This is a genomic window from Dyadobacter koreensis (assembly GCF_900108855.1).
Taxonomy (GTDB): Bacteria; Bacteroidota; Bacteroidia; order Cytophagales; family Spirosomataceae; genus Dyadobacter; species Dyadobacter koreensis.
This window is the reverse complement of sequence record NZ_FNXY01000004.1, coordinates 529,161-555,462: the sequence shown is the minus strand read 5'-3', so window position 1 is coordinate 555,462 and position 26,302 is coordinate 529,161. Positions and strand designations below refer to the sequence as shown.

26 protein-coding genes are annotated in these 26,302 nt (G+C 40.9%); 13 read left to right on the top strand and 13 right to left on the bottom strand.

Features of this window, described 5'->3' with window-relative positions; all coding sequences use genetic code 11:
* Positions 1 to 75 precede the first annotated feature (75 nt).
* Positions 76 to 1,764: a PQQ-dependent sugar dehydrogenase gene (locus tag BMY70_RS14680; protein WP_229209613.1), complete on the bottom strand. Its 1,689-nt coding sequence runs from the start codon at positions 1,762 to 1,764 to the stop codon at positions 76 to 78.
* A gap of 276 nt (positions 1,765 to 2,040) precedes the next feature.
* A complete protein-coding gene (locus BMY70_RS14675) occupies positions 2,041 to 2,346 on the bottom strand; it encodes a hypothetical protein (protein WP_090336084.1) in 306 nt (101 codons plus the stop codon).
* A 262-nt stretch (positions 2,347 to 2,608) separates the two neighbouring features.
* Between BMY70_RS14675 and BMY70_RS14670 the strand changes: the two genes are divergently transcribed.
* The 3 genes from BMY70_RS14670 (at position 2,609) to BMY70_RS14660 (ending at position 9,296) form a co-directional block, all read left to right on the top strand.
* A complete protein-coding gene (locus tag BMY70_RS14670; RefSeq protein WP_090336081.1) occupies positions 2,609 to 7,990 on the top strand; it encodes a S8 family serine peptidase in 5,382 nt (1,793 codons plus the stop codon).
* Positions 7,991 to 8,169: 179 nt separating this feature from the next.
* Positions 8,170 to 8,805 (top strand): outer membrane beta-barrel protein, encoded by a 636-nt coding sequence (locus BMY70_RS14665; protein ID WP_090336079.1) that lies wholly within the window; start codon positions 8,170 to 8,172, stop codon positions 8,803 to 8,805.
* A 110-nt stretch (positions 8,806 to 8,915) separates the two neighbouring features.
* Complete coding sequence (locus tag BMY70_RS14660) at positions 8,916 to 9,296, top strand: hypothetical protein (RefSeq protein WP_090336077.1); 381 nt, start codon at positions 8,916 to 8,918, stop codon at positions 9,294 to 9,296.
* 4 nt (positions 9,297 to 9,300) lie between these two features.
* On the opposite strand, the gene BMY70_RS14655 is transcribed toward BMY70_RS14660, so the two are convergent.
* Positions 9,301 to 9,735: a DoxX family protein gene (locus BMY70_RS14655; protein WP_262485745.1), complete on the bottom strand. Its 435-nt coding sequence runs from the start codon at positions 9,733 to 9,735 to the stop codon at positions 9,301 to 9,303.
* Positions 9,736 to 10,211: 476 nt separating this feature from the next.
* Between BMY70_RS14655 and BMY70_RS14650 the strand changes: the two genes are divergently transcribed.
* Positions 10,212 to 10,586, top strand: a complete 375-nt coding sequence (locus BMY70_RS14650) for a DUF488 domain-containing protein (RefSeq protein ID WP_090336073.1) — start codon at positions 10,212 to 10,214, stop codon at positions 10,584 to 10,586.
* On the opposite strand, the gene BMY70_RS14645 is transcribed toward BMY70_RS14650, so the two are convergent.
* The 3 genes from BMY70_RS14645 to BMY70_RS14635 all read right to left on the bottom strand — a co-directional run bounded on the left by BMY70_RS14645 (position 10,574) and on the right by BMY70_RS14635 (position 12,825).
* Positions 10,574 to 10,762 (bottom strand): hypothetical protein, encoded by a 189-nt coding sequence (locus BMY70_RS14645; RefSeq protein WP_090336071.1) that lies wholly within the window; start codon positions 10,760 to 10,762, stop codon positions 10,574 to 10,576. The genes BMY70_RS14650 and BMY70_RS14645 overlap by 13 nt on opposite strands.
* Before the next feature lie 71 nt (positions 10,763 to 10,833).
* Positions 10,834 to 11,307: a Dps family protein gene (locus BMY70_RS14640; protein ID WP_090336069.1), complete on the bottom strand. Its 474-nt coding sequence runs from the start codon at positions 11,305 to 11,307 to the stop codon at positions 10,834 to 10,836.
* 141 nt (positions 11,308 to 11,448) lie between these two features.
* Positions 11,449 to 12,825: a Gfo/Idh/MocA family protein gene (locus BMY70_RS14635; RefSeq protein WP_090336067.1), complete on the bottom strand. Its 1,377-nt coding sequence runs from the start codon at positions 12,823 to 12,825 to the stop codon at positions 11,449 to 11,451.
* Between the two features lie 163 nt (positions 12,826 to 12,988).
* On the opposite strand from BMY70_RS14635, the gene BMY70_RS14630 reads away from it, so the two are divergent.
* On the top strand, positions 12,989 to 13,471 hold the full coding sequence (locus BMY70_RS14630) for a DinB family protein (RefSeq protein ID WP_090336553.1): 483 nt from the start codon (positions 12,989 to 12,991) through the stop codon (positions 13,469 to 13,471).
* A gap of 22 nt (positions 13,472 to 13,493) precedes the next feature.
* On the opposite strand, the gene ligD is transcribed toward BMY70_RS14630, so the two are convergent.
* Entirely contained in the window at positions 13,494 to 15,041 is a 1,548-nt protein-coding gene (gene ligD, locus BMY70_RS14625) for a non-homologous end-joining DNA ligase (RefSeq protein ID WP_090336065.1), read from the bottom strand.
* Entirely contained in the window at positions 15,041 to 15,814 is a 774-nt protein-coding gene (ku, locus tag BMY70_RS14620; protein WP_090336063.1) for a non-homologous end joining protein Ku, read from the bottom strand. Before ku ends, ligD begins: the two co-directional genes overlap by 1 nt.
* A gap of 304 nt (positions 15,815 to 16,118) precedes the next feature.
* On the opposite strand from ku, the gene BMY70_RS14615 reads away from it, so the two are divergent.
* Positions 16,119 to 16,421: a hypothetical protein gene (locus BMY70_RS14615; RefSeq protein WP_143072101.1), complete on the top strand. Its 303-nt coding sequence runs from the start codon at positions 16,119 to 16,121 to the stop codon at positions 16,419 to 16,421.
* Positions 16,422 to 16,467: 46 nt separating this feature from the next.
* Here BMY70_RS14615 and BMY70_RS14610 read toward each other — a convergent pair whose 3' ends face one another.
* From BMY70_RS14610 to BMY70_RS14600, 3 genes are all read right to left on the bottom strand, one after another.
* Positions 16,468 to 16,671 (bottom strand): hypothetical protein, encoded by a 204-nt coding sequence (locus BMY70_RS14610; protein WP_090336058.1) that lies wholly within the window; start codon positions 16,669 to 16,671, stop codon positions 16,468 to 16,470.
* 45 nt (positions 16,672 to 16,716) lie between these two features.
* Positions 16,717 to 17,010, bottom strand: coding sequence for a hypothetical protein (locus BMY70_RS14605; protein ID WP_090336056.1), 294 nt, complete (start codon positions 17,008 to 17,010; stop codon positions 16,717 to 16,719).
* Between the two features lie 74 nt (positions 17,011 to 17,084).
* Positions 17,085 to 17,357 (bottom strand): hypothetical protein, encoded by a 273-nt coding sequence (locus BMY70_RS14600; RefSeq protein WP_090336053.1) that lies wholly within the window; start codon positions 17,355 to 17,357, stop codon positions 17,085 to 17,087.
* 258 nt (positions 17,358 to 17,615) lie between these two features.
* On the opposite strand from BMY70_RS14600, the gene BMY70_RS30900 reads away from it, so the two are divergent.
* From BMY70_RS30900 to BMY70_RS14585, 3 genes are all read left to right on the top strand, one after another.
* Entirely contained in the window at positions 17,616 to 17,792 is a 177-nt protein-coding gene (locus BMY70_RS30900; RefSeq protein WP_177197026.1) for a hypothetical protein, read from the top strand.
* A 421-nt stretch (positions 17,793 to 18,213) separates the two neighbouring features.
* Positions 18,214 to 18,597, top strand: a complete 384-nt coding sequence (locus BMY70_RS14590; RefSeq protein ID WP_090336049.1) for a hypothetical protein — start codon at positions 18,214 to 18,216, stop codon at positions 18,595 to 18,597.
* Positions 18,598 to 18,770: 173 nt separating this feature from the next.
* Positions 18,771 to 20,009, top strand: coding sequence for an alkaline phosphatase family protein (locus BMY70_RS14585; RefSeq protein ID WP_090336046.1), 1,239 nt, complete (start codon positions 18,771 to 18,773; stop codon positions 20,007 to 20,009).
* 74 nt (positions 20,010 to 20,083) lie between these two features.
* Here BMY70_RS14585 and BMY70_RS14580 read toward each other — a convergent pair whose 3' ends face one another.
* Together BMY70_RS14580 and BMY70_RS14575 are read right to left on the bottom strand one after the other, a co-directional pair.
* Complete coding sequence (locus tag BMY70_RS14580) at positions 20,084 to 21,127, bottom strand: alpha/beta hydrolase (protein ID WP_090336043.1); 1,044 nt, start codon at positions 21,125 to 21,127, stop codon at positions 20,084 to 20,086.
* Positions 21,128 to 21,273: 146 nt separating this feature from the next.
* Positions 21,274 to 22,131: a helix-turn-helix domain-containing protein gene (locus tag BMY70_RS14575; RefSeq protein WP_090336040.1), complete on the bottom strand. Its 858-nt coding sequence runs from the start codon at positions 22,129 to 22,131 to the stop codon at positions 21,274 to 21,276.
* 108 nt (positions 22,132 to 22,239) lie between these two features.
* Here BMY70_RS14575 and BMY70_RS14570 point away from each other — a divergent pair, with 108 nt between their 5' ends.
* The 4 genes from BMY70_RS14570 to BMY70_RS14555 all read left to right on the top strand — a co-directional run bounded on the left by BMY70_RS14570 (position 22,240) and on the right by BMY70_RS14555 (position 26,286).
* Positions 22,240 to 22,806 (top strand): TetR/AcrR family transcriptional regulator, encoded by a 567-nt coding sequence (locus BMY70_RS14570; protein ID WP_090336038.1) that lies wholly within the window; start codon positions 22,240 to 22,242, stop codon positions 22,804 to 22,806.
* Positions 22,807 to 22,968: 162 nt separating this feature from the next.
* On the top strand, positions 22,969 to 24,231 hold the full coding sequence (fabF, locus tag BMY70_RS14565) for a beta-ketoacyl-ACP synthase II (protein WP_090336035.1): 1,263 nt from the start codon (positions 22,969 to 22,971) through the stop codon (positions 24,229 to 24,231).
* Positions 24,232 to 24,826: 595 nt separating this feature from the next.
* Entirely contained in the window at positions 24,827 to 25,063 is a 237-nt protein-coding gene (locus tag BMY70_RS14560) for a hypothetical protein (protein WP_229209612.1), read from the top strand.
* Between the two features lie 167 nt (positions 25,064 to 25,230).
* Positions 25,231 to 26,286 carry a redoxin domain-containing protein gene (locus BMY70_RS14555; RefSeq protein ID WP_229209611.1) on the top strand — a complete coding sequence of 352 codons (1,056 nt, stop codon included), beginning with the start codon at positions 25,231 to 25,233 and terminating at the stop codon, positions 26,284 to 26,286.
* The last annotated feature ends 16 nt before the right edge of the window (positions 26,287 to 26,302 follow it).

The following is a 26,302-nucleotide window of genomic DNA, read 5'->3' as shown; positions in this document are numbered from 1 at the left end:
ATACAAAAAACGGAGCGCATTTCGCTGCTCCGTTTTATTTTAAGTATTTTTTGATGGAAACAGTTGAGCAGTAATTTATTGCTGCGCCTCTCTAATCCGTCTGATCTTTCCGTCACTTTTCGTCATTAGATACATTTCATGTGCGTAACCATCATATTCAACCCGCAAATCAACACGTTTGGAGTTGGTAATCGTCCGCAGATCTGTTGGTTTCGAATGCTCTTTGATGACGATTTCGTAGATTGTGGAATCTGCTAATTGTTTGTTAATATTTGCAAAAAAGATACGTCCGTTGACGATATCGCCGAAAATATATTTGTCTCTTAGAGCAGCCAATTTTCCCTCATACACCGAACCACCGCTTATGGCATTTCCGTCGTTGTGATCATATTCCAGATAAGGTGTGATGTATTTTTTTGATTCCTGAGTCGGGATTTTAAAGACTGTTTTGAGATCGGTGGGAGAAATTCCGTAACTGCCCTCACGTGTGTTCCAGCCATAATCTCCACCTTTGACTACCACATTCACCTCTTCAAAATTGCCTTCACCCACTTCCGAACTAAAAAGGATTTTCCCATGCTTTAAGTCCCATGACATCCGGTGGGGATTTCTAAAACCATAAGCGTAGATTTCCTTCCTTATGCCTGGCTCGGTAAGGTTCACAAAAGGATTGTCTTTGGGAATTCCGTATTGTTTATTAGGACCGTCATTGCCAAGGGGATTGATCCGGATGATGGTTCCAAGGAGCGATTTTAAATGATGTGTCAATTCGGGATGCTTGCCAATTGTTGACCCGCCGTCACCAGTTCCGATATATAACATTCCATAATCGGGATCCGTTTTGTCAGTAACGGGGACGAAGCCGATATCCTGAGTTCCATGAACACCGGAAGGCACATTGATCCTGATGATCTCTCGTTTTGTCCCTTCAAAGCCAGTATTTTTCACGTCATTGATTCTCCACTCGGAAACCACCCACTGCATCGCTACATTAATTGAGTCGGGAAACTCATAATCGGCTTTTTTTCTGGCAAATTCCTCCGTATGCGTGATGTAGATCAGTCCATTGTTTAAAAAGTCCGGATGAAAAGCAAAACTTCCAAGTCCGGTTCCCAAGCCTGGCGTATTGATGTAATGATCAATCTTTGACCGGATATCCAGAAAAGTATTTACCTTCCCCTTGCTGATCCTGTAAATTATTCCTCGCTGGTCGCTGACATATAAAGTTCCGTCCGCGGAAGGATGTGGCCGCATGTTGGCTATTCTTGTAAATGGCGGTTTGTCCGAGGAAGCCGGGATCTGAGCAAAGTCTTCAAGCTCAATACTTACCACTGAACTTTTTACCGGAACTCCCACACGGCCGGTTGCTGATGCTAAAGTCAGATTCTCGGCTTCAACCACAAGTGGCTTTACCTGATGAAGTTTTGTTTCCCCGTCGATATATGCAAGGATAGCATTTATTTCTCCCGGCTTTAAAAAGTCGAAAGGGGGCATCACCATTTTGAACTTTTTACTCAGATTGACCGCTCTGGTATCACCTGAATCAATAACTTTTGCAGGGTTTTGAATGAATTCAGTTAATTGCTTTTTTGAAAGCAGGTTGGTTATACCGCCAAGTCTGGGGCCAATTCCTTCCTCTTCTATTGCGTGGCAGGAGGCGCAGCTAGAATTAAACAATTCTTTTCCTTCCAGAAGCGTTTTGCGATCAGTAAGGTATGCAATGGAACTCTGGCTGAAAACCGCCGCAATAGGAGTAAAGAACAAACAATAAAAAATAATTTTAGATGTTTTAAAAATGAACATAAAGCAGAAATACTAATCCGGGTTTAGAGAAAATGTTTAATAATTAAAAACCGGATAGTATGATCTCTACTCATTCAGGGGCATTGGTATACAAAATATTGAGGTGAGCTGCTTTACCTGATCACATGTACTGATGTTTATCTGGATTAAAATGTTTATCTGGATTAAAACAAAAAAAGGCCGGAGCTTGCTCCGGCCATATCTATCGACGTTGAGTAAAGTAATTACTAAGTGGTATTATTCTACGTTTCTTCCGTTTTTGTCAAGTTTGACACGCGCATTCTCGTTGCCTTTTTTGACTGACAGGTCGTAGTATTGTGTTTTATCATCTGCCGTTACCAGAAATGCCTCTACAACTTTCCATCCGGCAAATGCTTCGCTATTTATAGTTGCCTTCACAGCAGCAGGAAGTTCGTCTGGTTTAACCGAAACTTTGTCCTGATTTACTGTTATTGCCATTTTATTTTCCAAAACGGGTGTAGCCTGAACAGAGGCGAAAGAGATAAGAGATAAGGCTACCGCCGATATTATTAGCTTTTTCATAATCTGTGTTTATTTAATTAAATCAGTATTACTGTGCCTTTGCACGTTTATTCATTTTGAACAATTTGTAATAGGATTATGCCAAATCTTATAAGTATTTATAAATCAATACTTTAACAGTATGTTGATAAGTTTACAGTTGTTTACTACATACCCCATATTGTTGAAAATATCTTCAAAACAATCTTTGGCACATTGAAAGGAATATGAATTTATTTATTGAAATTAGCTTTATAATAAGTCACACTTTTTTCACACATCTATGAAAATATCGCTACTACTCAACAGTCTGCTGATTTTCACCTTTATTTCTTCTTCCTTACTGGCGCAGCAATCCGGTCAAAAAGAACTTATACTGAAAAATGGCACATTTCTTCCGACGAATAATATAACTCCCAAAGGTCTTCGGGAGCTTAATAAAAAGCTCGTTCCGTTCAAGAAGAAATCTTTTTTGATCATTCAGTTTGACGCCATTCCTTCGCCTTCGCAACGAGAGAATTTACTGGCGAATGGTATTGAATTGCTGGATTACATACCAAACAATGCTTACACGGCCGCAATCACTGGTTCTCTAAACGATGTTTCACTTAAGGAGTCGGGAGCTCGCTCGGTTGTTATACCCAGTGCTAGCCAGAAGCTGCAGACATCTCTTGCGAATGGTAAAATTCCGGGTCATATAAAAAGCGCAGATGGTTTCATTGATGTATGGATAAGTTTTTTGCGAGCTTTTTCACCGGAGGACGTCTCGGTTGCGCTGAAAAATCAAGGCTTTGAAATCACGTCCGATGTTTATCAGAATTATCAGGTACTGGAAATAAAGCTTCCCGAAAATCGATTGATGGAGCTCGCCGAATTACCTTTTATACAATATGTTCAGGCTAAACCAAAGGAGGACACACCCGTTAATAACCACAGCATTGTTAACGGACGTGCTAATATGCTGGGTTCGTCTATTGGCGCAGCCAGGAATTTACATGGGGAAGGCGTGGTGGTTGGCGTTGGCGACAACGCCGATCCTTTGCAACACGTTGATATGATAAATCGGGTTATAAACCGTATGGCGATAGACTCCGGCACACACGGGGTGCATGTGATGGGAACTTTGGGTGGTGCCGGGATAGTGACTGAAAAGTATGCTGGCTATGCTCCGAAGGTAAAAATGATCGCTCAATTGTATTCAAATATTCTGGCCTATGCTCCGGTCTACGTACAGGATTTTGGAATGGTGATCACAAACAATTCGTATGGAAACGATGTAAGTAATTGCTCGACATTTGGCGATTATGATCTCACTTCAAATATCCTTGATCAGCAGGCTTTTCAAATGCCATATCTGCAACATGTCTTCGCTGCGGGGAATAGTGGAAATACTAATTGTGCACCGTTCACGAATGGATTTGGAAACGTGGTCGGAGGTTATCAGGCCGCCAAGAACGTAATTACGGTTGGGAATACCACTATGGAAGGTGTAATTGCCCCAGGTTCCAGCAAGGGGCCGGTGACGGACGGAAGGGTGAAGCCGGAAATTTCTGCTCAGGGAACGCAGGTGGTATCTTCATATGCCATTAATAATAATTATATCAATTCTACTGGAACCAGTATGGCGGCACCTGCTGTTTCTGGCGGACTTGCACTGCTTTACCAGCAGTATCGTAACCTGCATAACCAGCAAAATCCGAGGAACGGGTTAATGAAGGCGTTGCTTTGCAACGGAAGTGCTGACAAAGGAAATGCCGGTCCTGACTACCAATTTGGATTTGGGTGGATGAACCTGTTACGTTCGGTTAAAATGCTGGAAACTAATAGTTACAGAACTGCAACTGTCGCGAATTCAGCAAAGAATTCCTTTGAAATTGAAATCCCGGCAAATACAGCTCAGTTGAAAGTTATGCTATACTGGAATGACCCCGCTGCTTCGATTCTGGCGGCTAAGACACTGGTAAATGACCTGGACCTGACGGTTGAAAATTCTTCAATAGTGATACTTCCTAAAGTGCTGGATTCTAATCCAGCAAATGTAAACGTCCCGGCAACCAGCGGAGCTGACCATACTAATAATATGGAACAGGTGGTTATAAATAGTCCAGGTGCCGGAAATTATAAAATCAGTGTGAACGGAACTGCCGTCACGCAGGGTGCCGGGCAGGAATACTTTGTAGTTTACGACATTATTCCCGCTTCTACTACTCTGACTTACCCCATCGGTAAGGAGCGCTTGGCACCTGGCGACGGAGTCTACGTTAGCTGGGATGTGTTTGGCAATGCATCCGGGGAATTCAGGGTGCAATTTTCCAAAGATAACGGAGCTAACTGGAACGATATTTCAGGCAATCCGATCAGTACTAATTCTTTGATTGCCTGGACTGTCCCTGATGAAGCAACGGAAAAGGCCAGGATCAAAATTATAGCTACGGCGACTGGAGCAGAAACTGTCAGTGAAGCGTTTACAATCATGCGGCCTCCTTCCATCAGGTTGTCAGGTGTACAGTGTGAAGGTTACATTGCACTGGAATGGGACGCGGTCGCCGGCGCTACGGACTATGAGGTGATGATTTTGCAAGGCGATGAAATGGTTTCTGCCGGCACCACAACAAATTTGAATTTTACTTTAAGTGGTTTATTAAACGAAAATACACAATGGGTTTCCGTCAGATCGCGAGTAAATGGTAATCCGGGACCGAGAGCAAATGCTCTTTCGCGCAAGCCGGATTCAGGCACATGCCAGGGGACTATATCCAACAATGACCTCAAACTGGAAAGTATCGTGTCGCCGGCGGCGTCAGGTAGACAATTTACTCCGACAATGTTCTCTGCCAACACGCCGATTGTTATAAGGATAAAAAATTTAGATGATCAAATATCGTCCGGCGAGGTCGCTGTCAGTTATTCTATTAATAACGGAGTTGTAAAGAATTATCTGGTTAACCTGACTATTAATGCCGGTGCGACACTGGATTACTCTTTTCCCGATCAGGAAAATTTTTCTGCACTGGGTACTTATTCAATTTCCGCATCTGTAAGCAAAACGACAGATCTGGTGACAGCAAACAACTCTGTCGGCAGAATATTTAAACAATTGGCAAATCCGGCGGTGGTCTTGCCTTTCGTAGATAATGTCGAATCTGCCTCAGCTCAAATCCAGACGATGAATGTGTCAGGATTGGAGGGGGCTGACCGGTACGATTTTTCAAATAGCACGAGTGCCGGCCGGCTGCGTACTTTTGTGAACTCGGGAATGGCATATTCAGGAAGTAAGGCATTTAATCTTGATGTAGATCGGTTCCTCCCGGAGGGAAATACCAATTTTCTGGCGGGTACTTTTAATTTGTCAAACTACAACCTGTCGAACGATATTCGTCTTTATTTCCGTTATAAAAACCACGGTCAGGCGGTGCATCCGGATAATAAAGTTTGGGTGAGAGGAAGTTATACCGATCCATGGATTCTTGCCTACGATCTCGCTTTGGAGCAAAATCGGTCCGACCAGCCATATAAACTATCGAAAAGTATAGAGCTAAGAAACATTTTGTCGGACAATAATCAATCCTTTTCGGCGAGTACCCAGATCAGGTGGGGCCAGCACGGAACAAGAATAACGGCCGATCCTGGTAGCGGTGCCGGTTATTCATTTGATGATATCGCCTTAAAAATAGAAACAGACGACATTCAGCTGCTGAGTTTAAACAGTATTACTGAAAACAGCTGCGGGCTTGGTAATCAACATCCTCTCACCGTCACAATACGCAACAGTTCTGATAATGCCGTTAACAACGTTTCTGTCTCTTACAAACTTGGAAATGGCCAGGAAATTATCGAAGTCATTCCGTCAATTGCCGGCAAACAAACTATCCAGTATACATTTACGTCACGCTTGAATTTATCAGCTCAGGGGCAATATACAATAAGAGCAGCGGTGAGCTTACCGACTGATACTTATTTAGAAAACAACGCTGTAATTTTATCATTTTATAATAATGCGCTCGTATCAACCTTTCCTTATCTTGAAAACTTTGAGACGAATAATGGAAACTGGCATACCGACGGCACCAATAATTCCTGGGCCTACGGAACACCCGGTTCACCCAAGATTAACAAGGCAGCAAGCGGCTCGAAAGCCTGGAAAACTAATTTGATCGGTAATTATAAAAATCAAGAAAAGTCTTATTTGTATTCTCCCTGTTTCAATATCACAGGAATGGCCAATCCGACGTTGAGTTTAAGTCTGGCGCTCGACATAGAATTTTGTGGACAGGAGGATTGTGATCTGGCATTTATAGAATATTCGCTGGATGGAAGTACCTGGGCTCGTTTGGGCGCTAAGGGCCAGGGTACAAACTGGTATAACAAAGTGGCGACGGACATCGAAGCATGGAGCGTTGAAAACTACACGCGGTGGCACGTTGGTACGATTCCTTTGCCGGTTATAAATGGGAATATTCGCCTTAGAATAGTCATGAGTGCAGATCCCGGCACGACGCGTGAGGGGATTGCGATAGATGATGTACATATTTATGATAATAGTGCAGGTATCTACGATGCGGGCACTACATTAACCGCTGTGACGCAACAACCTGTAAGCTCATCAGGCTGGATCGATTTTATGCAAAATGGAAAACTGGTAGTGTCAATAAATCCAAATGGTCAGGAGCTCGGGAGCACTGGCGTTCAGGCGTATGTTAATTCCGGCGCAGTACGCAACAACGGCAATCAATATTATCTTGACCGGAATGTTACTATCAAACCGGCAACGACCAGCCTTGCTAATGATGCCACAGTACGTATCTATTTTCTGGACTCGGAAATTGAGAAGTTGATCAATGCAACGGGCTGCCCTAATTGCACTAAAGTCGCGACTGCCTATCAGTTGGGCGTATCTAAATATACAGACCCCGATAAAAGTAAGGAAGACGGGGAGATCAGCAATAATACTTCCGGAATCTGGTCATTTATCGAGCCGGCCAACACAGTTAAAGTTCCTTTTGACAAAGGCTATTATGCAGAAATTAAGGTAAAAGATTTTTCTGAATTTTGGATGAATAACGGTGCAAATGGAAATCCACTTCCGGTTGAGCTAGTTAGTTTTAATGTTAATAAAATACCGGGTAATGAGAATAAGGATAAGGTTCTTGTAAATTGGAGGACAACATCCGAGACTAATGCGGGACGTTTTGAGGTTCAGAGAGCAGATGGCGATGAAGCGTTTATGTTAAATCGTTTCAACAGGCTGGGGGAGGTCAAAGCTTTCGGCAATTCATCTGAACTAAGAGAATACAGTTTCGTGGACAACCAAAAGTCGAAATGGGGTGAGTATTATTATCGGTTGAAGATGATTGACAAGGATGAAAGTTTTGAGTATTCAATGGCGAGGTATCTGAGCTTTGATTCATTGGTTGAATGGCAAACTTATCCCAATCCCACGACGGGTGATTTTCAGATCATATATCAGGCGGCAATAGGTTCTCTGGTGCATTTCAGAGTGATGGATTTGAAGGGAAATGAAATATATCAAAGGTCCCTGATTGCGGATGGATCAAATCAAAAACATGCAGTGGATTTATCTGATCTTCGATTCTCAACTGGTCTTTACATAGTAGAGGTTACTTCTGATGAACAAAAGAAAGTTTTCAGAATTATAAAATTGTAATTTTTAAATATTTGTCAGTCAATACCTTAATAGTGGAAGGGGATATTTCAGCTGCTGAAATATCCCCTTTTTTTGATTAGAAGAATATTAGAACACCAAAAATAACGGCTGTTTATCAACAAAACGCTATTCCTTCGCGTAAGGAGTTAAAACAATAGAGTTAATAAAATTTAGAATTTATGAAAAAGTTATTTGGCCTCTCTACTTTGCTATTATTAAGTTTCTTCTTTTCCGGAACAGCCATGGCGCAAAAATCCCTCACATTGCTTGGAACATACGGCAGTACGAATCAGAGTGACGATTCGAAGGGCGCATATGGTTTTGGCGCTCAGTACCGATATTTTGTGAAACCTAATATCGCAATTGGTTTGTCAGCCAAATACATTACAGAGAACATTGACCGTCAACTTTCTTTAAAAACGATCCGAGGCAAGGCTACAAATATTCCGGTAAATTTAATGGGAGAATATTATTTCGGTACGCGCGGAATCAAACCATATGTCGGTCTTGAAGCCGGTCTGAATATCCAGAAAATTGAAGGATATAATATTATTGTTGACAAATCTGCAATTAAACCGGGTATCTCGCCAAAAGTTGGGATCGTTTTGCCAATGGGCAGACGTTTACAATTCATGGTTGAAGGCTCTTACGATCTTGTGATAGGCTCAGCGAATTCAGTAAATGTTGATGCAACCAAAATTGGAAACGATCTATATTCCGTGAAAAACAGTAATCAGTCAATCACGGTGACGGGGGGTATCCGTTATATTTTTGGCAAAATGGAAAAAAAGGTAAAACCAGTTGCGGAGCCTTAATTTTCAATTTTCAGATAAAAAAACCGGCAGCATGTTAAAAGACGCGCTGCCGGTTTTTATTTGAAATTTGTTTAGTTACTTGCAGAGCAAGCATCTTAAATCACACTCAAATGTCCGAAAACACCGAAATATTACTTTCACTTCGTCCCGTTATTGAAACAGAACCGGCAATTAATCCATCGGAAAAATTTCAGAACGAGACACTTCGCCCGATATTAAAATTTCAAAATGATACCCTGATTCGTGTCGTCCGGCAATATGCTTTTAACCGTAAAACGAAACTGTCGCAACTAACGGAGGCAGATAAGAAATTATATATTACCAACGTATTGAGGCAGGACATCAAACTTCATTCGCTTTTAAAAGGCATTGTCATCGGGCATTTTACCGAAGAGGAATGGCTGATTTATATTGCTCACGAAGCGGATGTTAATCGCCGGATATCAAACCTGATCTTACAAAGGCTGTTAAGCAACCTGGCTGAATTATAAGCTGCTAATTGTTAGTGGAAATATTTTTTTCCCCTACGCTTAATGGGCCGGTTCCCAGATATGCAATAATGAGGGAAGCGCCGATCAATGCAATATTTTTCATAAACATTGCCATGTCCATTTGCTTCTGCATTGGATCTGTCAGTGTCCAGAAGTTATGCATTACGAAGGTGACGGGAACCAGGAAAAGTACAAGTAGCCATGCCCCATATCGGGATTTATACCCTGTGATAATGCTGACGGCTCCTAGAAATTCTACAATGCCGGATAAAGGCACCAGCACATTAGCCATGGGAAGCCCTTTCGCTACTGCAAAGGAGATGCTTGGTTCTGAGAAATGCCCAGGAGCTGATAATAGGAAGATGGCGGAAAATAGGATTCGGCCTGCTAGAAGTAAATATTTCATATGCTTTTTTTTCTCAAAAGTAGACAGAATCACTATCTGAAATATAGTACTATCCCATAGTATAGTGCTATACTATGGGATAGTTGCCAAACTTTCCGATAATGTTTATCTGACAAAAAGTGTGAGTTAGCAGAAACATAAACTTTCATTCAAGCCATTGATTCACAATTACAGCGAAATTTTAATGAAATAATAATATAATTTTTCTTTTGATATATTTCATTCGGTATCCAGAAGTCTGATTGGAAATGATTTTTTGAATGATTCAAAGGAGATTTGTATGTTGCTGATTTACAGTAAATTTTTAAGAATTTCTTGTCGGAGGTATCCGGAATTTTTATAATTTTAGATACCGAATTTGTATCCGTTATCTTGGAATAGTTACAAAGAAAACGCACTGATAACTTTATTGTAGGAAAGAAGTTCTGCAAGATTGATTGTTATGGAAACTATTTTTAAATTTAGCTAGTTTTTATTTAGTCTAAGAACTATATAGCCCTAACTATGATATGAGTACCGTACAGATTAAACGAATTTATGAACCAAAAAATGAAGCAGACGGCTTCAGAATTCTTGTGGATCGTTTATGGCCTCGCGGATTAAAGAGAGAAGAGGCAAATGTTGATGAATGGCTGAAAGGTGTTGCACCTTCAACAGATTTAAGAAAATGGTTTAATCATGACCCGGAAAAATGGGAAGAGTTCAGACAGGATTATACCTTTGAACTACGACATTGCATGTCATCGGTACACGATCTTGTCGATAGAATAAAAAAGCACAAGACGGTGACGTTGCTATATGCCGGCAACGACGAAAAATACAATCACGTGGTCGTTTTGGAAAAATTCATAAACAATCTGATTCAGCCAAATCAGACTTTCTGAAAAGAGTCTTTGATTTCCTGATCCGTACCACAAACAAAGTGTTTGTCGCCGTTTTTTAGGATAATAAGACTGAATCTGAAATCAGCATCGGGCACAATTTCCTGAATATCCGATTGGCGGATAGTGATTTCCGATGAATCATCGTCTTTTAATTTAAACGTCGAGGTATTTGTCATTGTATGCTGATAAAATATTCGTGGTATCCAAGAAAAAACACCGGAACATATTCCGGTGTTTTTTTATTCTGCTATTGAACGTGCGCTCTTAACATCCAAGCGATCTTTTCATGTTGCTCCATCAACTGCGTTACGTAATCACTGGTACCGGCGTCCTTATGCTGGTCAGCGAAAGTGTTGATATTCCCACGAATAAATTCGATAATACTTTCGTGGTCTTGAAGCAAATACCTGATCAGGCTTAGGCTGTCATTTCCACCCTCATACTGCTCGGTTAAATGACTCATCTGCAAATAGTTTTTGAGTTTTGCGGGAGCAAAATGTCCGAGCTGACGAATTCTTTCTGCGACGCTGTCCAGTATTTCTGCTGATTGTCCGTACAATTCTTCAAAGTAAACATGAACCGAGTGAAAATCCGGCCCTACAAGGTTCCAATGTGCATTCAGAGTTTTCGTATAAAGTATAAATTCATCTGCCAAGAGTATGGCAAGCTGGTCGGCTACAATTTTTCTGTTTTCATCAGATATTCCAATTCCTGGTTTCATTGTAAAGTAATTTAAGTGTAGTAAATTGTTATTTAATAGCAAGCCTGGCTCTCAGGCGTTTGGCCCGCTAAAATTACATTGCTAAAAACTACTATTATTGTACCAACCGCCTATCTTGATGTACATTTCCCGGTTAATTAATTACTTTTTAATTTTCATCTCAACCGGGTCCCAATTGATGATCTTTTTCTTGAAATAACTGTCATTACAGGCAAGAACAGGAGCAGCTGCGCGGAATCCAAAAACAGGATCTTCAACGGTTCCAAGTGTTCCTTTTTTTACATTTTCAAAGAAATCACGAAAGTGGTTTGCATGCGCATCATCTTCTTTTGGCGCTTCGAAACGAACCTCTTTAACGGGATCTGCTTTTCGGGTATCGGCGGCATATTGCGCATTATATTGCTTCTCAAACTCTTTTTGTTCACTGGCAGAAAATGTACCAAAACTATCATACCCTCCATATCCGGGAGCTTTTGCCAGTTTCTTTTTTGTAAGTATCAGGTTGTTTTCTGTGAATTCAATCTGTCCTTCAGTCCCGATAATCCTGGTATTGTTCGCGATTGCACCCGCATTTGCAAAGTTGACACGCAAAACCATCTGGAAATTGGAGTGAAGATCTGTTTTTGGATATTCAAGAATTGAAACAAGTACATCCGGAACGTCTCTGCCATCTTTCCAGTAACTCAGTTCTCCCGACGAGAATATGCGCTCAGGTCCCAAAGAATTGGTAACAAAATGAACGCCCGTGATGAGGTGGACGAAAAGGTCTCCCGCCACTCCGGTGCCATAATCTTTGTAGTTTCTCCAACGGAAAAAACGTTTGGCGTCGAAAGGAGTTTTAGGCGCGTCGCCCAAAAATGTATCCCAGTCCAGCGTTGTCAGCGATGCGTCCGTCGGGATTGAATAATTCCAGGCGCCAAGCGAATTGAAGCGGTCATTATTTGATTCTACATAATTGATATCGCCAATTTCACCAGCTTGGAAAAGTCTTTTTGCTTCTTTAAATGAAGCAGAACTGATACGTTGACTACCAATTTGCATCGTCTTTCCTGACTTTTTCCAGGCATCGATAACCGATTTTCCCTCATCAATATGTTGGACCATTGGCTTCTCACAATATACATGTTTTCCAGCTAGCAATGATGCTTTTGTGATATGATCGTGCCAGTGATCGGGCGTCACGACCAACACTGCATCGATATCTTTTCGCTCTAAGATCTTGCGATAGTCACGCGTAGTGAAGATATCCTTTCCGTAAGCTTCTTTGACATGGGTCAGACGGCCGTCATAAAGGTCGGCTGCGGCAACAAATTCAGCATCAGGAGCACCGCGTAAGGCAGCTTTGGTATCCTGATTTCCCTGAATACCCATTCCGATCGTTGCAAATCGGATCTTGTCGTTCGGACTTATTTTTTTTAAATCACGGATGATGTTGAAAGGTTTGGCAACGCTTCCTGTCGCGATCAGGGCCGAAGCGGCAGTTACGCTTTTAATAAAATGCCGGCGGTTAGAATTCATGGGTTTAGCTTTATAAAGATTGAAAATATTTAATTCCCTAAAATAATGAATAAAAACAGGATGTATGGTACCGCATTATTTTTATTCTAGAATCGCATTGAAAAGTGCAGGCATCAATTTTGCTGGTAGTAAGTTTTTATGGTATAAAACAAGCGTTAATCTTATGGCTGATAGACAAAGACAGGTAATTGTTGACGAGCTGATCACACTGATCAAGACAGGTAATGCACATGTTTCTCTGGACGATTCAGTTGCAAATCTGCCTTCGGAACTGCGGAGCATCATTCCGGAAAATCTACCCTACAGTATCTGGCAGTTGCTCGATCATATCAGAATTACACAGTGGGACATCGTGGAATTTTGTCTGTCCGAGAATCATAAATCACCAAAATGGCCAGACGATTACTGGTCGAAAAATCCGGAAAATGTTTCAGACAAAGATTGGGATGATTGTATTGACCAGATACATAATGACCGCGATCGTTTTTTCGATTTGTTGAAAGATGGAGAAAGCGATCTTCACGAGCCATTTCCATATGGAGACGGTCAGAATATCTTCCGAGAAGCATTGTTAATAGCGGATCACACGTCGTATCACCTGGGGGAAATTCTGGTTTTAAGACGGTTGCTTAATAGCTGGGATTAATAAAAGCACTCATAACCACGCGTTATGAGTGCTGTAAAACTTCGAGTTTTTGAATGGCTTTATCCAGATCGATACCTTTCCCAAGCACTCCCTTAAAAAGATCTCCCTTTTTTTCGATTCTTTCAAGGGTATTCTTTATAGTAAAGTCATGAAAATCGAGTCCGCGTTTCACTTCGCCCCATTCCAGCGGTGTGGAGACGGTAGCGCCAGGCTTTGGGCGAACGCTATATGCGGATGCAAGGGTTTGTCCTATCCGGTTTTGAAGATAATCTACATAGATCTGATTTTTCTTTCTCTTGGAAAGTGACCGCTCCAAAGTAGTTATATCCGGCAATTTTTCATTGACCATACTCGCGATAATGTGTGCAAATTCCTTGGCTTCATCATAGGTATGTTTTTTATTAAAAGGAATATATACGTGAAGCCCTGAGGAGCCGGAGGTTTTGCAAAACCCTTTAACTCCTGCCTGATCCAAAACCTCTTTCGTCGCGAGAGCGACATCAATGACATCATCGAAAGAGTTTTTATCCGACGGGTCAATGTCAATAACAATATAATCCGGATTGTCCAGATTATCCACAGTCGAATTCCATGGGTTCATTTCGATACAGCCAAGATTAGCGATATAAAGAAGACTTTTTTTGTCATTACAAACCAGGTAGTCAATCATTTTATCGTTTGATTCCGAATGGATTTCTGCGGTAGTAACCCATTCCGGAGCGTTATCACCGGCATCTTTCTGGAAAAAGGACTGTCCCTTGATTCCATTAGGGTTTCGTTTTAAGGAAAGCGGCCGGTTTTTCAAATAAGGAAGGATGTATTTGGAAACAGATTCGTAATATTCAATCAGCTCACCTTTGGTAATTTTATCATCCGGCCAGTAGATTTTTTCCAGATGCGTCAATTCCACTTTATTTTTCGATTTGGTAGCCTTATTAACTTTGGCCTTATGTTCTTCGCCCTTATCGTCGGGCTCTGGCTTTGTCGTTTCGGTTTTAGCCTTTGGTGCGCCAGTTTCTTTCGAATCAAAAGAATTGAGTGATTTAATCTTTGAGATATCAAAACTGGATTCAACCGAAAATTCGTCTTTATGTTTAATCAGAAGCCAATTTTTTTCATCATTTTTTAAACGTACCAAAACGAAACCGCCTTCAAGATTTTTACCTTTAAGGAATATTTTCAACTCTCCTTTTTTTAGTGCTTTCAACGCTTCTTTCTCCGTAATTTTTTCAAGATCTTCGTTCACCGGAAAATAGACACCGTGGTCCCAAACGTCCACAGTACCAGCGCCATAATTCCCTTCCGGAATGATACCGAAGAAATCAATGTAATTTACAGGATGATCCTCTACTTCCACAGCAAGCCGTTTATCTTCCGGGTTCATAGACGGACCTTTTGGTACTGCCCAACTTTTCAGGACACCGTCCAGTTCAAGACGGAAGTCATAATGAAGCCGCGTTGCATCATGGCGCTGAACTACAAAACGGAAGAGGTTTTCTTTTCCGTTTTGTCCCTCAGGCTCGGGAGTATTCTTAAAATTCCGTTTTTTCTTATACTTGGTAAGTGACATCAGGATGCTTTTCTTTTACTGTTCTCAAGACTTTCTTTCAATTGTGCCATCAAATCACGGCTACGGGAGTGAACCACCTTCATAGCCGATGCCGTTGTTTTCTTGCCTTTTGATTTTGCCTTTATCAGCGACAAAAGCTTTTCAGTATACGTATCTTTATATTTGCTGATATCGAAATCGGTAGTTAATTGTTCGATCAGGTGCACTGCCATCTTTACTTCCGCGGGTTTCACTTTAACATCCGGGATATTAAGTTCCTCAGTCTCTCTGATTTCGTCATGGAAACGTATTTTGTTCAACACCAGGACATCGCCGATTGGCTTGATTATCACGAGACTCTCCCGGTTTCTTAAAACATAGCTGCCCAGGCCAACCATACCTGTTTTCTCGAGTGCTTCCCTCAAAAGGGCATATGCTCTGACTCCTGATTTTTCGGGTTGTAAGTAGTAGGGAGTTTCGTAATAAATACTGTCGATTTCTTTCTCGTCCACGAATTCTGCGATCTCAATAATTTTGCTTTGTTCCGGGCTCGCTTTTTCAAAATCGTTGTCATCCAGTACCACATACTGGTCGTCTATTTTATAGCCTTTGACGATGTTTTCCCAGGCAACTTCTTTACCGGTATTCGCATTGACACGTTGAAATTTGATGTTGGCCTTATCCTTCTTGTCCAGCATATCGAGGTCAAGCTCACTGTTTTGAACAGCACTGAATATTTTTATCGGAATATTTACGAGGCCAAATCCAATAGCCCCTGTCCATATCGCTCGCATAACTTTTCATGGTTTGTTGATATTTGTATTCCTGAAAAATCTATGCCGATACTTGTTTGCTGACGCGCAGATCATTACGGATTTTATCGGGGAAAAATTTGGACAGCGTAAATTGAATATTTTATCAAATCGTCCGCTTTTGATACATTTGATCCATCTGACTTAGAAAATTTTATGAATTTTTATCTTGAAAAATGTCAATCTACTGTTTTTGCACTGTTAAAATTCAATTACTAATCCGGCGTGCGCCAGTCTAAACAGTGTTGGATTTACGCTGTATTTATAAAAATCGAAAATAATGAAGATGAAAAGTAAGCATTTAGTCATGACATTTTTGGGGAGTCTGTCGGGAGTTATAATGATGGATTCGTGTGCAGCTACCAAAGAATATTCTGCGACGGGAACCGTTCAGTCCGTTGAGTTTGGGAAAGACGGATATACCGCCAGTCTGAAAGATAAAGAAAACAATGAATTCGACGCGCTCATCAGCGTCGTACGAATGCAGAAAGATTACAGGGTCTTAAAAGTAGGTGATAATGTAGAATTATCCGGCGACACAATACATCTGGACAATAAAATCAGGGTTTTGGTGCAGAAAATTAAGTAATATTCAATAAAAACGCCCTGACATACCAGGGCGTTTTTATTGAATATTACTCCTTGGTGTAAACCGGAAGGATTATGTATTTCGAACCGTTATAGTCGTACTCGTTCATCAGGCGCTCGATAACTTTTTCCGCATGACGCTCGGAAAGAAATTCGCTAAACCATTTTCCAACTTCATTTTGAGCATCAATTGGATGCGGGAGTATTCCTTTTTCGGGATCCAGTACAAATATGCTGAACGTTTTTTCCATAGTTACAAGGCCGGAGGATCAATAATTTTTCATATGATAATTTATCTATTCAGGCAGATAATTTTTGACAATCGCTCCACTCTGCTTCGTGTTTCTGAAAGCCACGTTGATAGTCTCAATAATCTTATCAAGATCTGAATAAGCCTCCTGCTCCGAAGAAAATCCATTTTCATGAAAAAACAACACGTCGCTATCACGTTCGGGATATTCACCTAAAACCAGGATTTCGCCAACATATCCCGCATCTGTTTTTTTGACTGACGTTACTATCGCGTGAGGATTCAACGCAATCAGCGTCAGATCGTCATAGGCAATGCGGAAAATATCGAAATAATTCATGGTTTGTGAGCAGGTTATTTAGATCAAAGGTAGATAATTAAACTAATTTCCGCTCACAAATATTCGAACAGTACCTATACAGACTGATCTGTTTTTATGGAAGGTTTTAAAAGTTGCCAGAATTCATTTTGTATGTCAAAAGCTTCCTCTGGCGTCGCATAATCGATATATTTCTCTTCTCTGCCTTGATTTTTTGCCCTGACCACAGGGTCTACCCATCCGTCCTGCTCGTAAGTTTCTGCCCGATAATCCCAGTCACAGCCATCCTGGCTCACATTCGCTGTAACGATTACTTTTACTTTGCTTCCCATCGGTCGGTGAAGAATTTTTTCATAGCTTATCTCCATGTTTTTCAAAGTTTGGTTTTTTGCAGAATAGCATTCCAGCCGCGATTTATTCGACTTTCAAGTATAACTATAAATTCGATGCCACCGCCTGCAACACATAATGATAATAAAAGCATATACTGAGGTTATAAGGGTATCGACAATTTCTATTATTCTGTTTTATGGAATAAAGAAAGTAGAAAAATGAGGTTTTTTGCTGTTGAAGAAAATAAAATATTTATATTGCAGCGAAATCAAATAAAGCTGAAATCAGAAGTTATGAAAAAAACTGTATTCAACGATCTTTACAACTACATCGAAAAGCACGGTGACAGAATATTTATCATCTCCATGTTGACTCTTGTAATGGTTGTTGCTTTCGCGTTTAAAAAGCCTAATCCGCGTAAAATCGGTGACGACAGAAATTTCTCTAACGTAGAGTATGCCGGGGAATAAGGTTGATGCACCATTTTATTTTGTAATCAGCTGTCCTTTGCTGAGGATTTAATACATTTCTACAAACGAGCTTTATAGACTTCCATAAGAATTCAATTTTGGATGTTGATAACCCGACATGTCATAGTTCCTTCTCACGCGTTGGGTAATTTCGTTGCTTAAAATACCGCTAGCGGGCTCCGCAGGGAGTAGTTAAGCTATTCTCAGATCTGACCGGTAAATATTTCCGTTAAATCCGGGCTTTGGTAACTGTGTTTCTCCTTTACATTCTCTCTTTTATAAAACAGCTCTAAATTGGGCGCGTTTTTGCTCGGTTTATGAGTATTGGCTTCTTAGCGGCCGTTTCAGGTTTTTATGGCACAATATTTGAGTCATATTAATTATAGAAATAAATCAACTCGATATATCTGTCAACTATATTATGGAAAATAACACCACAGCCAACGAGCCTGATTCCTCGCCAAGGGTGACGGAAATGGCCACGTTATCACATGTTTTGGAAAAATTACGTCTGAAAAAAATGGACAATGAGTTCAGGTGGACGGAAGATGGATTTAATGCCGGAAAGGGGAAAAGTTACGATCCGGAAGATCTAACAATTATCAAAACCTATCGTTTCGAGGGAGAATCAGATCCCGCCGATTCGTCCATCTTATACATCATCGAGGCCAAGGACGGCTTGATCGGTTACAGCATGGACACATATGGTGTTTACAGCGATCACCAGGATGAAGAGGGATATGATAATTTTATAAGAAAAATACCGATTTCCGACCGGGATGAGCAATTGATTTTTGAGGTATAAGCTTACAGCATTCATTCGCTTACACTTACTTTGAGAAATACGAATAGGGAAGATGGTTATCCATTTTCCCTATGTTTTTTTGCCTAAGTACCTTAAAGCCGGATTTTTCATCTTTGCAATTATTGCTAATTTCAAGCACTTTTCAAATACCGTTAAATGAAGTTCGTTGCCCTATGCGTTTTAAAAATACTGTATCCTTCCTTTTACTATTTTTGAATTTACAGTTTGTCCCGGCGAATGCCCAGAATGATAAGAAAAGGGCGATTTTTGTGATCGTGGATGGAATATCCAATGATGTTCTGGAAAAATTGAATACACCAAATCTGGACATGATCTCGGAAGTGGGTGGTTATACACGTGCGCACGTTGGAGGTGAAAAAGGTACCTATTCTCAAACGCCAACGATTTCTGCCGTAGGTTATAATAGTTTGCTGACAGGAACCTGGGTAAATAAACACAATGTCTGGGACAATGATATCAAGGTGCCGAATTATAGCTACTGGACAATATTCAGGTTTTTTAAAGAACAATATCCGGCAAAGAAAACAGCGATATTTTCGACATGGCAGGACAACCGTACCAAACTGGTTGGCGATAATTTACCTCAAACAAATCATATCAAAACGGATTATGCTTTCGATGGATTTGAGCTCGATACGGTGAATTTTCCGCACGATGGATTGAAAAACTATATCCACAAAATTGATGAGAAGGTAGTGGATGAGGCTGCTACTTATATTAAGGAAAAAAGCCCCGATCTGTCCTGGGTTTATCTGGAATTCACGGATGATATGGGTCATAAATATGGTGACAGTAAACAGTTTCATGACGCTATTACAATGATGGATAATCAGATAGGGCGATTGTGGGAGGCGGTTCAATATCGTGAAAAAAAATTTGAGGAGGACTGGCTGATTATAATTACAACAGATCATGGCCGGGATTCTAAAAACGGACAGGGACATGGAGGGCAATCAGACCGTGAACGTGCTACCTGGATAGTGACAAATGCGAAAGATCTTAATAGTAATTTCAAAACAAATCCTGGGATTGTTGACATCATGCCGACAATTGCCGGGCATATGGGTGTTACCATACCGAAAGATCAATCCTTTGAAATTGACGGCGTTTCTCTGACTGGGAAAATCTCAATTTTGAATCCGGCGGCCAGAAGGAAAAAAAATAAAGTCGAGGTTTCCTGGAAGGCTATTAATAATGAAGGTACAGTAAAGGTTTGGGGTACGGCAACAAATAACTTTGCAAAGGGTGGAAGAGATGTATACTTTCTCATGGAAGAAGTGCCGGTGGAGCGGCAAAAAGCAGTTGTTGATGTTTCCAAGCTGCCGCAAGGTTTTTACAAATTTGTTCTGGAAGCTAAATACAATAATCTGAACCGCTGGATTGTCGAATAGCAAAAAGTTTTAAAACAGAAAGTCATCCCGAAGATTGTTTCGGAATGACTTTCTGTTTTTGACTGGTCTCAATTTTATTTCAATGCGTTTTTGATTTCAGCAGCAGCATGTAATACTACAGATTGCGCGCCTGGTAAATTACTGATCGGATTCAATAATCCAAAGTCATGAATCATGCCGTTGTAGCGGATAAGACTTAACTTCACTCCGGCTTCGTCCAATTTTCTGCCATATGATTCACCTTCATCACGCAGCACGTCGTTTTCTGCTGTTTGGATTAACGCCTTTGGAAGTCCCGCCAATTGTTCTTTGGTAGCGCGAAGTGGAGAAGCGTAAATTTCATTTCTTGCTGCTGCACTCGTCGTATAGTTATCCCAAAACCAGATCATCATATTTTTTGTCAAAAAGCGTTTGTCAGCATATTGATTATAGGAAACCGTCTCAAAATTGGCATCTGTAACGGGCCACATCAGAACTTGCAGCTTAATCTCCGGACCTTTTTTATCTTTCGCCATCAAAGCTACGACCGCTGTCATATTACCGCCCACACTATTACCGGCAATGGCCAAACGTTTTCCGTCGACATTGATCTCATGACCATGTTCGGCAACCCATTTTGTAGCTGCATAAGCCTGATTGACCGCGACCGGATAATGGGCTTCCGGAGATGGTGTGTAATTTACGAAAACTGCCACAGCACCTGAATTTACGACAAGGTCTCTGACAAGTCTTTTATGCGTTGGAAAATCGCCTAGTACCCATCCACCACCGTGGAAAAATATGAATACGGGAAGTTTTGATTTGACACCAGCCGGCCGGACAATGGTGAGGCTTACATTCAGCCCTTCGCTTTGAATTGTTTTTTCGGATACTTCAATACCCGAAACGTCCACTTTGACAGATTCCTGTGCCCCGGTCAGAACGGCGCGGGCTTCTTTTGGAGATAATTGTTCAATAGGTTTACCGCCACCAGAATTTAGTATATTAAGGAAAGTTTTTGTTCCGCTGTCAATGTTAGGATCTTTTGATGGATCAATGATTTGAGCCGATAAAGTTCCGCTTACGAATAATGCAGTGAAGAGGGCTGCTGAGCTTTTTAGGATCGATGGAGTTTTCATTTTGTCTTTCGGTTAATTCAATAATTAATTTGATATGACAAAATTACCAGGCACGCTCTGGCCGCTCAATGCACGTTTAGTAACAACAATTGCACTTTTTTCCCCTTCCCGAAAAAAGCTGCGGACTGTCTATGAATTTGCCGGTTTTAGTTTTCAACTAAACCAGAAAGGTATTGTTTCCGGAAATTCTGAGGTGTATTTTCAGTTTGTTTTAGAAATAACCGTATAAAATAAGCAGGATCATCGTAGCCGAGCTTATAGCCGATTTCTTTGACACTCAGATCCGTATGAACAAGCAGGCGTTTTGCTTCCAGAATAATCCTGTTTTTTATGATATCGTTTGGCGTGGTCCTGCTATATTTTGATATCCTTTTATTCAGTGCTTTGGGAGTAATACTGAGAAGGTCCGCATATTCCGAAACGACATGTTTCGATGTGTAGTGCCATTCAACCAGCTGGCTGAATTTTCTGGTAAACTCCAGTTCCTGCCTGGCATTATCGTCTGTCAGCTGATGTTCCTGTTTCCAGATCCGTGTAGATTTAATTATAATTTGTTTCAATAAAATCCGAAGCATTTCTTCAGCGCTGCTGTCGTCACTGGCAATTTCCTCTTTCATATCTGAGAAAATTGCCTGCATATTCGAAGATTGTTCTCTGGTAAGATATACCACTGGAATTTCATATACATTATGAAACAGTATCCCGTCGCAGGCGACTTCTTTATCATGAATTTCAATGCAATAGAAATCCCGGTTATAATAGAGCATTTCTCCCGAAGTTATATTGTCAAGCCGGTACCATTGTCCGGCATTGATGAAGAATAAAGCATCTCTTTCTAACGAATATTCCTTAAAATCAACAGTAATCCTGCTTCCGGCCTTTACAAGAATAACCTTGATGAAATCCTTGAAGCGGGATTGATTAAAAGCCTGAGAATCCGTGTTCCCGATGGGCAGATACCCAAATTTTTTAAATGTAAACTGTTTGAAGAGATCGGTATCCATTGTTTTTGTTAAGGATAAGACGATATAAATCGTGTTTTGAATGGCGAATTTAAGTAAAGCGCTTGAAATTTTTGTAATTTTACCGAACAGTCGGTAAAGTGTAAAGATATGCCCGTAATCAAAGTTATCCCAGAAGATGTAGACAGCAAGCTGAACGAAGTTTTTACACGTTATGGCTACGACGGTGCATCTATGGAGTTGCTGTCGCAGGCCACGGGATTGAAGAAAGCAAGTTTGTATCATCGCTTTCCTGGTGGAAAAAAAGATATGGCCGCACATGTTTTGAAAAAAACGGAAAGCTGGTTTGCCGAGTATGTTGGTAAAGTGCTCCGTGATCAGGACAGAGAACTTAAAACCCGTCTCTCAGATGCCATTCATGCAATCAGTGACTTATTTGAAGACGGTAACCGAAACTGCTCTTTAAGAATGCTGTCTGCTTGCAGTGAATCTGCCTACTTTCAGGATACAATTGCCAACTGTTTCAAGATTCTGCAGGATGGATTTTCTTTTATAGCAAAGGAAAACGGGTTGACCGATAGTGAGGCAGAAGCGCAATCAATACAGGCAATAATTAACATTCAGGGTTCTCTGGTATTATCTCGCGCAATGGGCAATAACCAGATTTTCAAATCAAGCATCGCCTCAATCCCCCAACTTCTTGGCATTCAGGAATAAATAAACAACAAATAATTTTTATTTTACCGATCGTTCGGTAAATTTGTACTTTCTAACGGTAAAGACATTTTTTTTAGAGGTTTTAGTGTAAACAAATTTTAATTTCGCCTTTTAAAATGTGCAACTAACCAAAAAAGCTAATATAAAATCGAAGTCAAAAAAATGAAAATTAACAAGGAATTAAACCGTGTGGTAGTAACAGGCCTTGGTGCCCTGACGCCTATCGGAAACAATGTAGATGATTTTTGGAGTTCATTAATAAACGGGGTTAGCGGTGCTGCGAATATTACAAAGTTTGATACAACACATTTCAAAACGAAATTTGCGTGCGAGCTGAAAGGGATTAACGCACAGGATTTCTTCGAGCGAAATGAAGCAAGAAAATATGACCCTTTCACGCAATATGCGCTGATCGCGGTAGATCAGGCAGTGCAGAACGCAAACATAAATTTCGATCATCTTAATAAAAACAGGATCGGTGTGATCTGGGGAAGTGGCAACGGAGGTATTCAAACTTTTCAGGAGCAGGTTATGGAATTTGCTCTGGGAAATGGTACCCCTCGTTTCAATCCATATTTTATTCCTAAAATGATTGTGGATATTGCCTCTGGCGTTATTTCCATTAAATACGGTCTTCGTGGTCCGAATTTTACGACCGTTTCCGCATGCGCCAGTTCCAACACTGCCGTCATTGACGCGTTCAATTATATTCGTTGGGGGAAAGCAGATATGATAATAACCGGTGGATCGGAAGCTCCGATTAACGAAACATCAATCGGCGGATTTAATGCTTCAAAAGCGTTGTCTACTTATAATGAAGATCCTTCAAAAGCGTCACGTCCTTTTGATGTGAAACGGGATGGATTCGTGATGGGTGAGGGAGCCGGTGCTCTTGTGCTGGAAAGTTACGAACATGCTGTAAAACGGGGAGCGCCCATTCTTGCTGAGATTGTCGGCGGGGGGATGGCTGCGGATGCATATCACCTAACGGGAACACATCCGGAGGGGGAAGGAGCTTATCTTGGGATTCTGGAAGCGCTTGCGGAAGCAAATTTACAGCCCGGTGAAATCGATTACCTGAATGTTCATGCCACGTCAACGCCTATGGGCGATGCAAGTGAGCTAAAATCGGTCGAACGTGTTTTCGGATTTAATTCAGGGCTTAACATCAGTGCGACAAAATCCATGACCGGTCACTTGTTAGGTGGGGCGGGAGCTATCGAGGCCATCGCCTGTATCAAAGCAACCATGCACGATATTGTTCCCCCGACTATCAATACGACGGAGGTTGATGCAGATTTTGAAGGCAAGTTTAATTTAACGCTTGGAACAGCTCAAAACAGAAAAGTCAATTATGCGATGAGTAATACATTCGGTTTTGGCGGACATATTGCAACAAGCGTCTTTAAAAAGTTCGAAGAGTAAGGTATCGCCAGTAACTAAATTCGAAGAGCTCCAAACTAATCAGCCGGTTTGGAGCTTTTTTTAGTTGTATTTCCTATTGAAATCAAAAGGAGACCAACGCATCGCGATATTTGAGGATGCTGACAATACATTTTTTGTTAGTAGATCTGCTTTTAACGCTTGATTGAAGAATTGTAGAAGTCTTGTAGAATATTAAGTTAAACAAATTTTTGTGTCTCGATACTATTTGTACCATCAGGATATAAAATAAAAAGCCTTGACATGATCAAGGCCCTTTTGCTCATTTTAACCCTCCTCTACACTTGTAAAATAAGTGCCATAAAAGTAGGCTATGGAATATTAAAAACAAAGAAAATATAGAATTAATATTACAATTAGGTAATATTAATTCGCGGTGCCATGTTAGTTTTATTTTGAGATATTCATTCTCACGGTGTTAGCAATGGATTGATTTTGAAATCTAAGTCTTGTGTTTTCCGACATTATCGGAATTGTGGTATGATTTTAATAAAGGATAAAAGAAAATTAAATATTCAACGTTTGAGAGCTGTATACAAGGTTCATTACAATGTCAAACCTTAAAAATCAATACAGTATGTTTGTGCCAAAATTTATGAAAGACGATTGGGTGAGGAAGAAAGGGACTTCGCAGCTAATGCAAATTGATGAATACCAGACAGAAATTGTTGCCGAAATGCTGTCTGGAAAAAAGACTTCCGATCATGCTCATCGGCAATACAATGGTAAGGTATGGTGTACATGGTCAAATGAAAATAATCATGTAGTATCTGAGCCATTCCTGGAATCCGAGCTGGAAGAAATTAACAAATGAACCACAACGTAAAACCATTCGATTTAATAAGTATAATCATTTCTTTAAATACTTTCATTTAAGGTGCTTAAAGTTTTTTACAACTAAATCTTATTGGTATGCGTATACAGTTATTAGTTCCGGTTTTGACTCTAATGTTCTTAACGTCAATACGGTTACAAGCGTTCATGCCACCAGCAACGCTGCCAATCGGTTCAGTCGCGCCGGACTTCAATCTAAAAAATGTGGACGGGAAGAGTTATTCCTTAAAAAGTTTTTCTGATGCAAATGTTCTGGCTGTCGTGTTCACCTGTAACCATTGTCCTACCGCACAAGCCTACGAGGACAGGATCATAGCTTTGACCTCAGAATTTAAAGACAAGAAGGTAGCGGTAGTTGCTATTTCGTCAAATGATCCGAAGGCAATACGCCTGGATGAGCTTGGATATACGGATATGAGCGACACGTATCAGGAAATGCAGCTCAGAGCAAAAGACAAAAATTACAATTTTCCTTATTTATATGACGGAGATAATCAGGCAACCGCGCTGGCTTACGGTCCGGTTGCAACTCCGCATATATTTATTTTTGACAAGGATCGGAAGTTGCGTTATACCGGACGAATCGACGATGTCGAGAAACCAACAGGTACTCCGAAGAACAGAGACGCTTATAACGCAATACAGGAGCTGATTGCCAATAAACCTGTTACAGTTGCAACGACAAAAACCTTTGGATGTTCGATGAAATGGGCCACCAAGGAACATGGCGTACAGGACGAGGAAGCCTCGTGGGCTAAAGAGCCAGTCAGCCTGGAAACTATTGATGAAGCCGGGATTAAAGAATTGATCGCCAACAAGACTGACAAGTTACGATTAATCAACGTTTGGGCGACGTGGTGTGGTCCGTGTGTGACCGAGTTTCCCGATTTTATGCAAATTCATCATATGTACAGGAACCGTGACTTTGAATTTATTTCGATCAGTGCGGATACACCGGATAAAAAAGACAAGGCGCTAAAATTTTTACAGGGAAAGAGAGCTTCAAATAAAAACTTCATTTTTCATATTGAAGACAAATACAAATTAATCGAGGCGATTGATCCGAACTGGCAAGGGGCGCTCCCGTATACTATACTGGTGGAACCCGGAGGTAAAATAGTGTACGCACAGCAAGGACCAATCGACCCGCGGAAGATGAAAAAGACCGTTGTTGAAAATAAACATGTAGGAAGGTTCTATTGATCCGTTCGGCATTCCA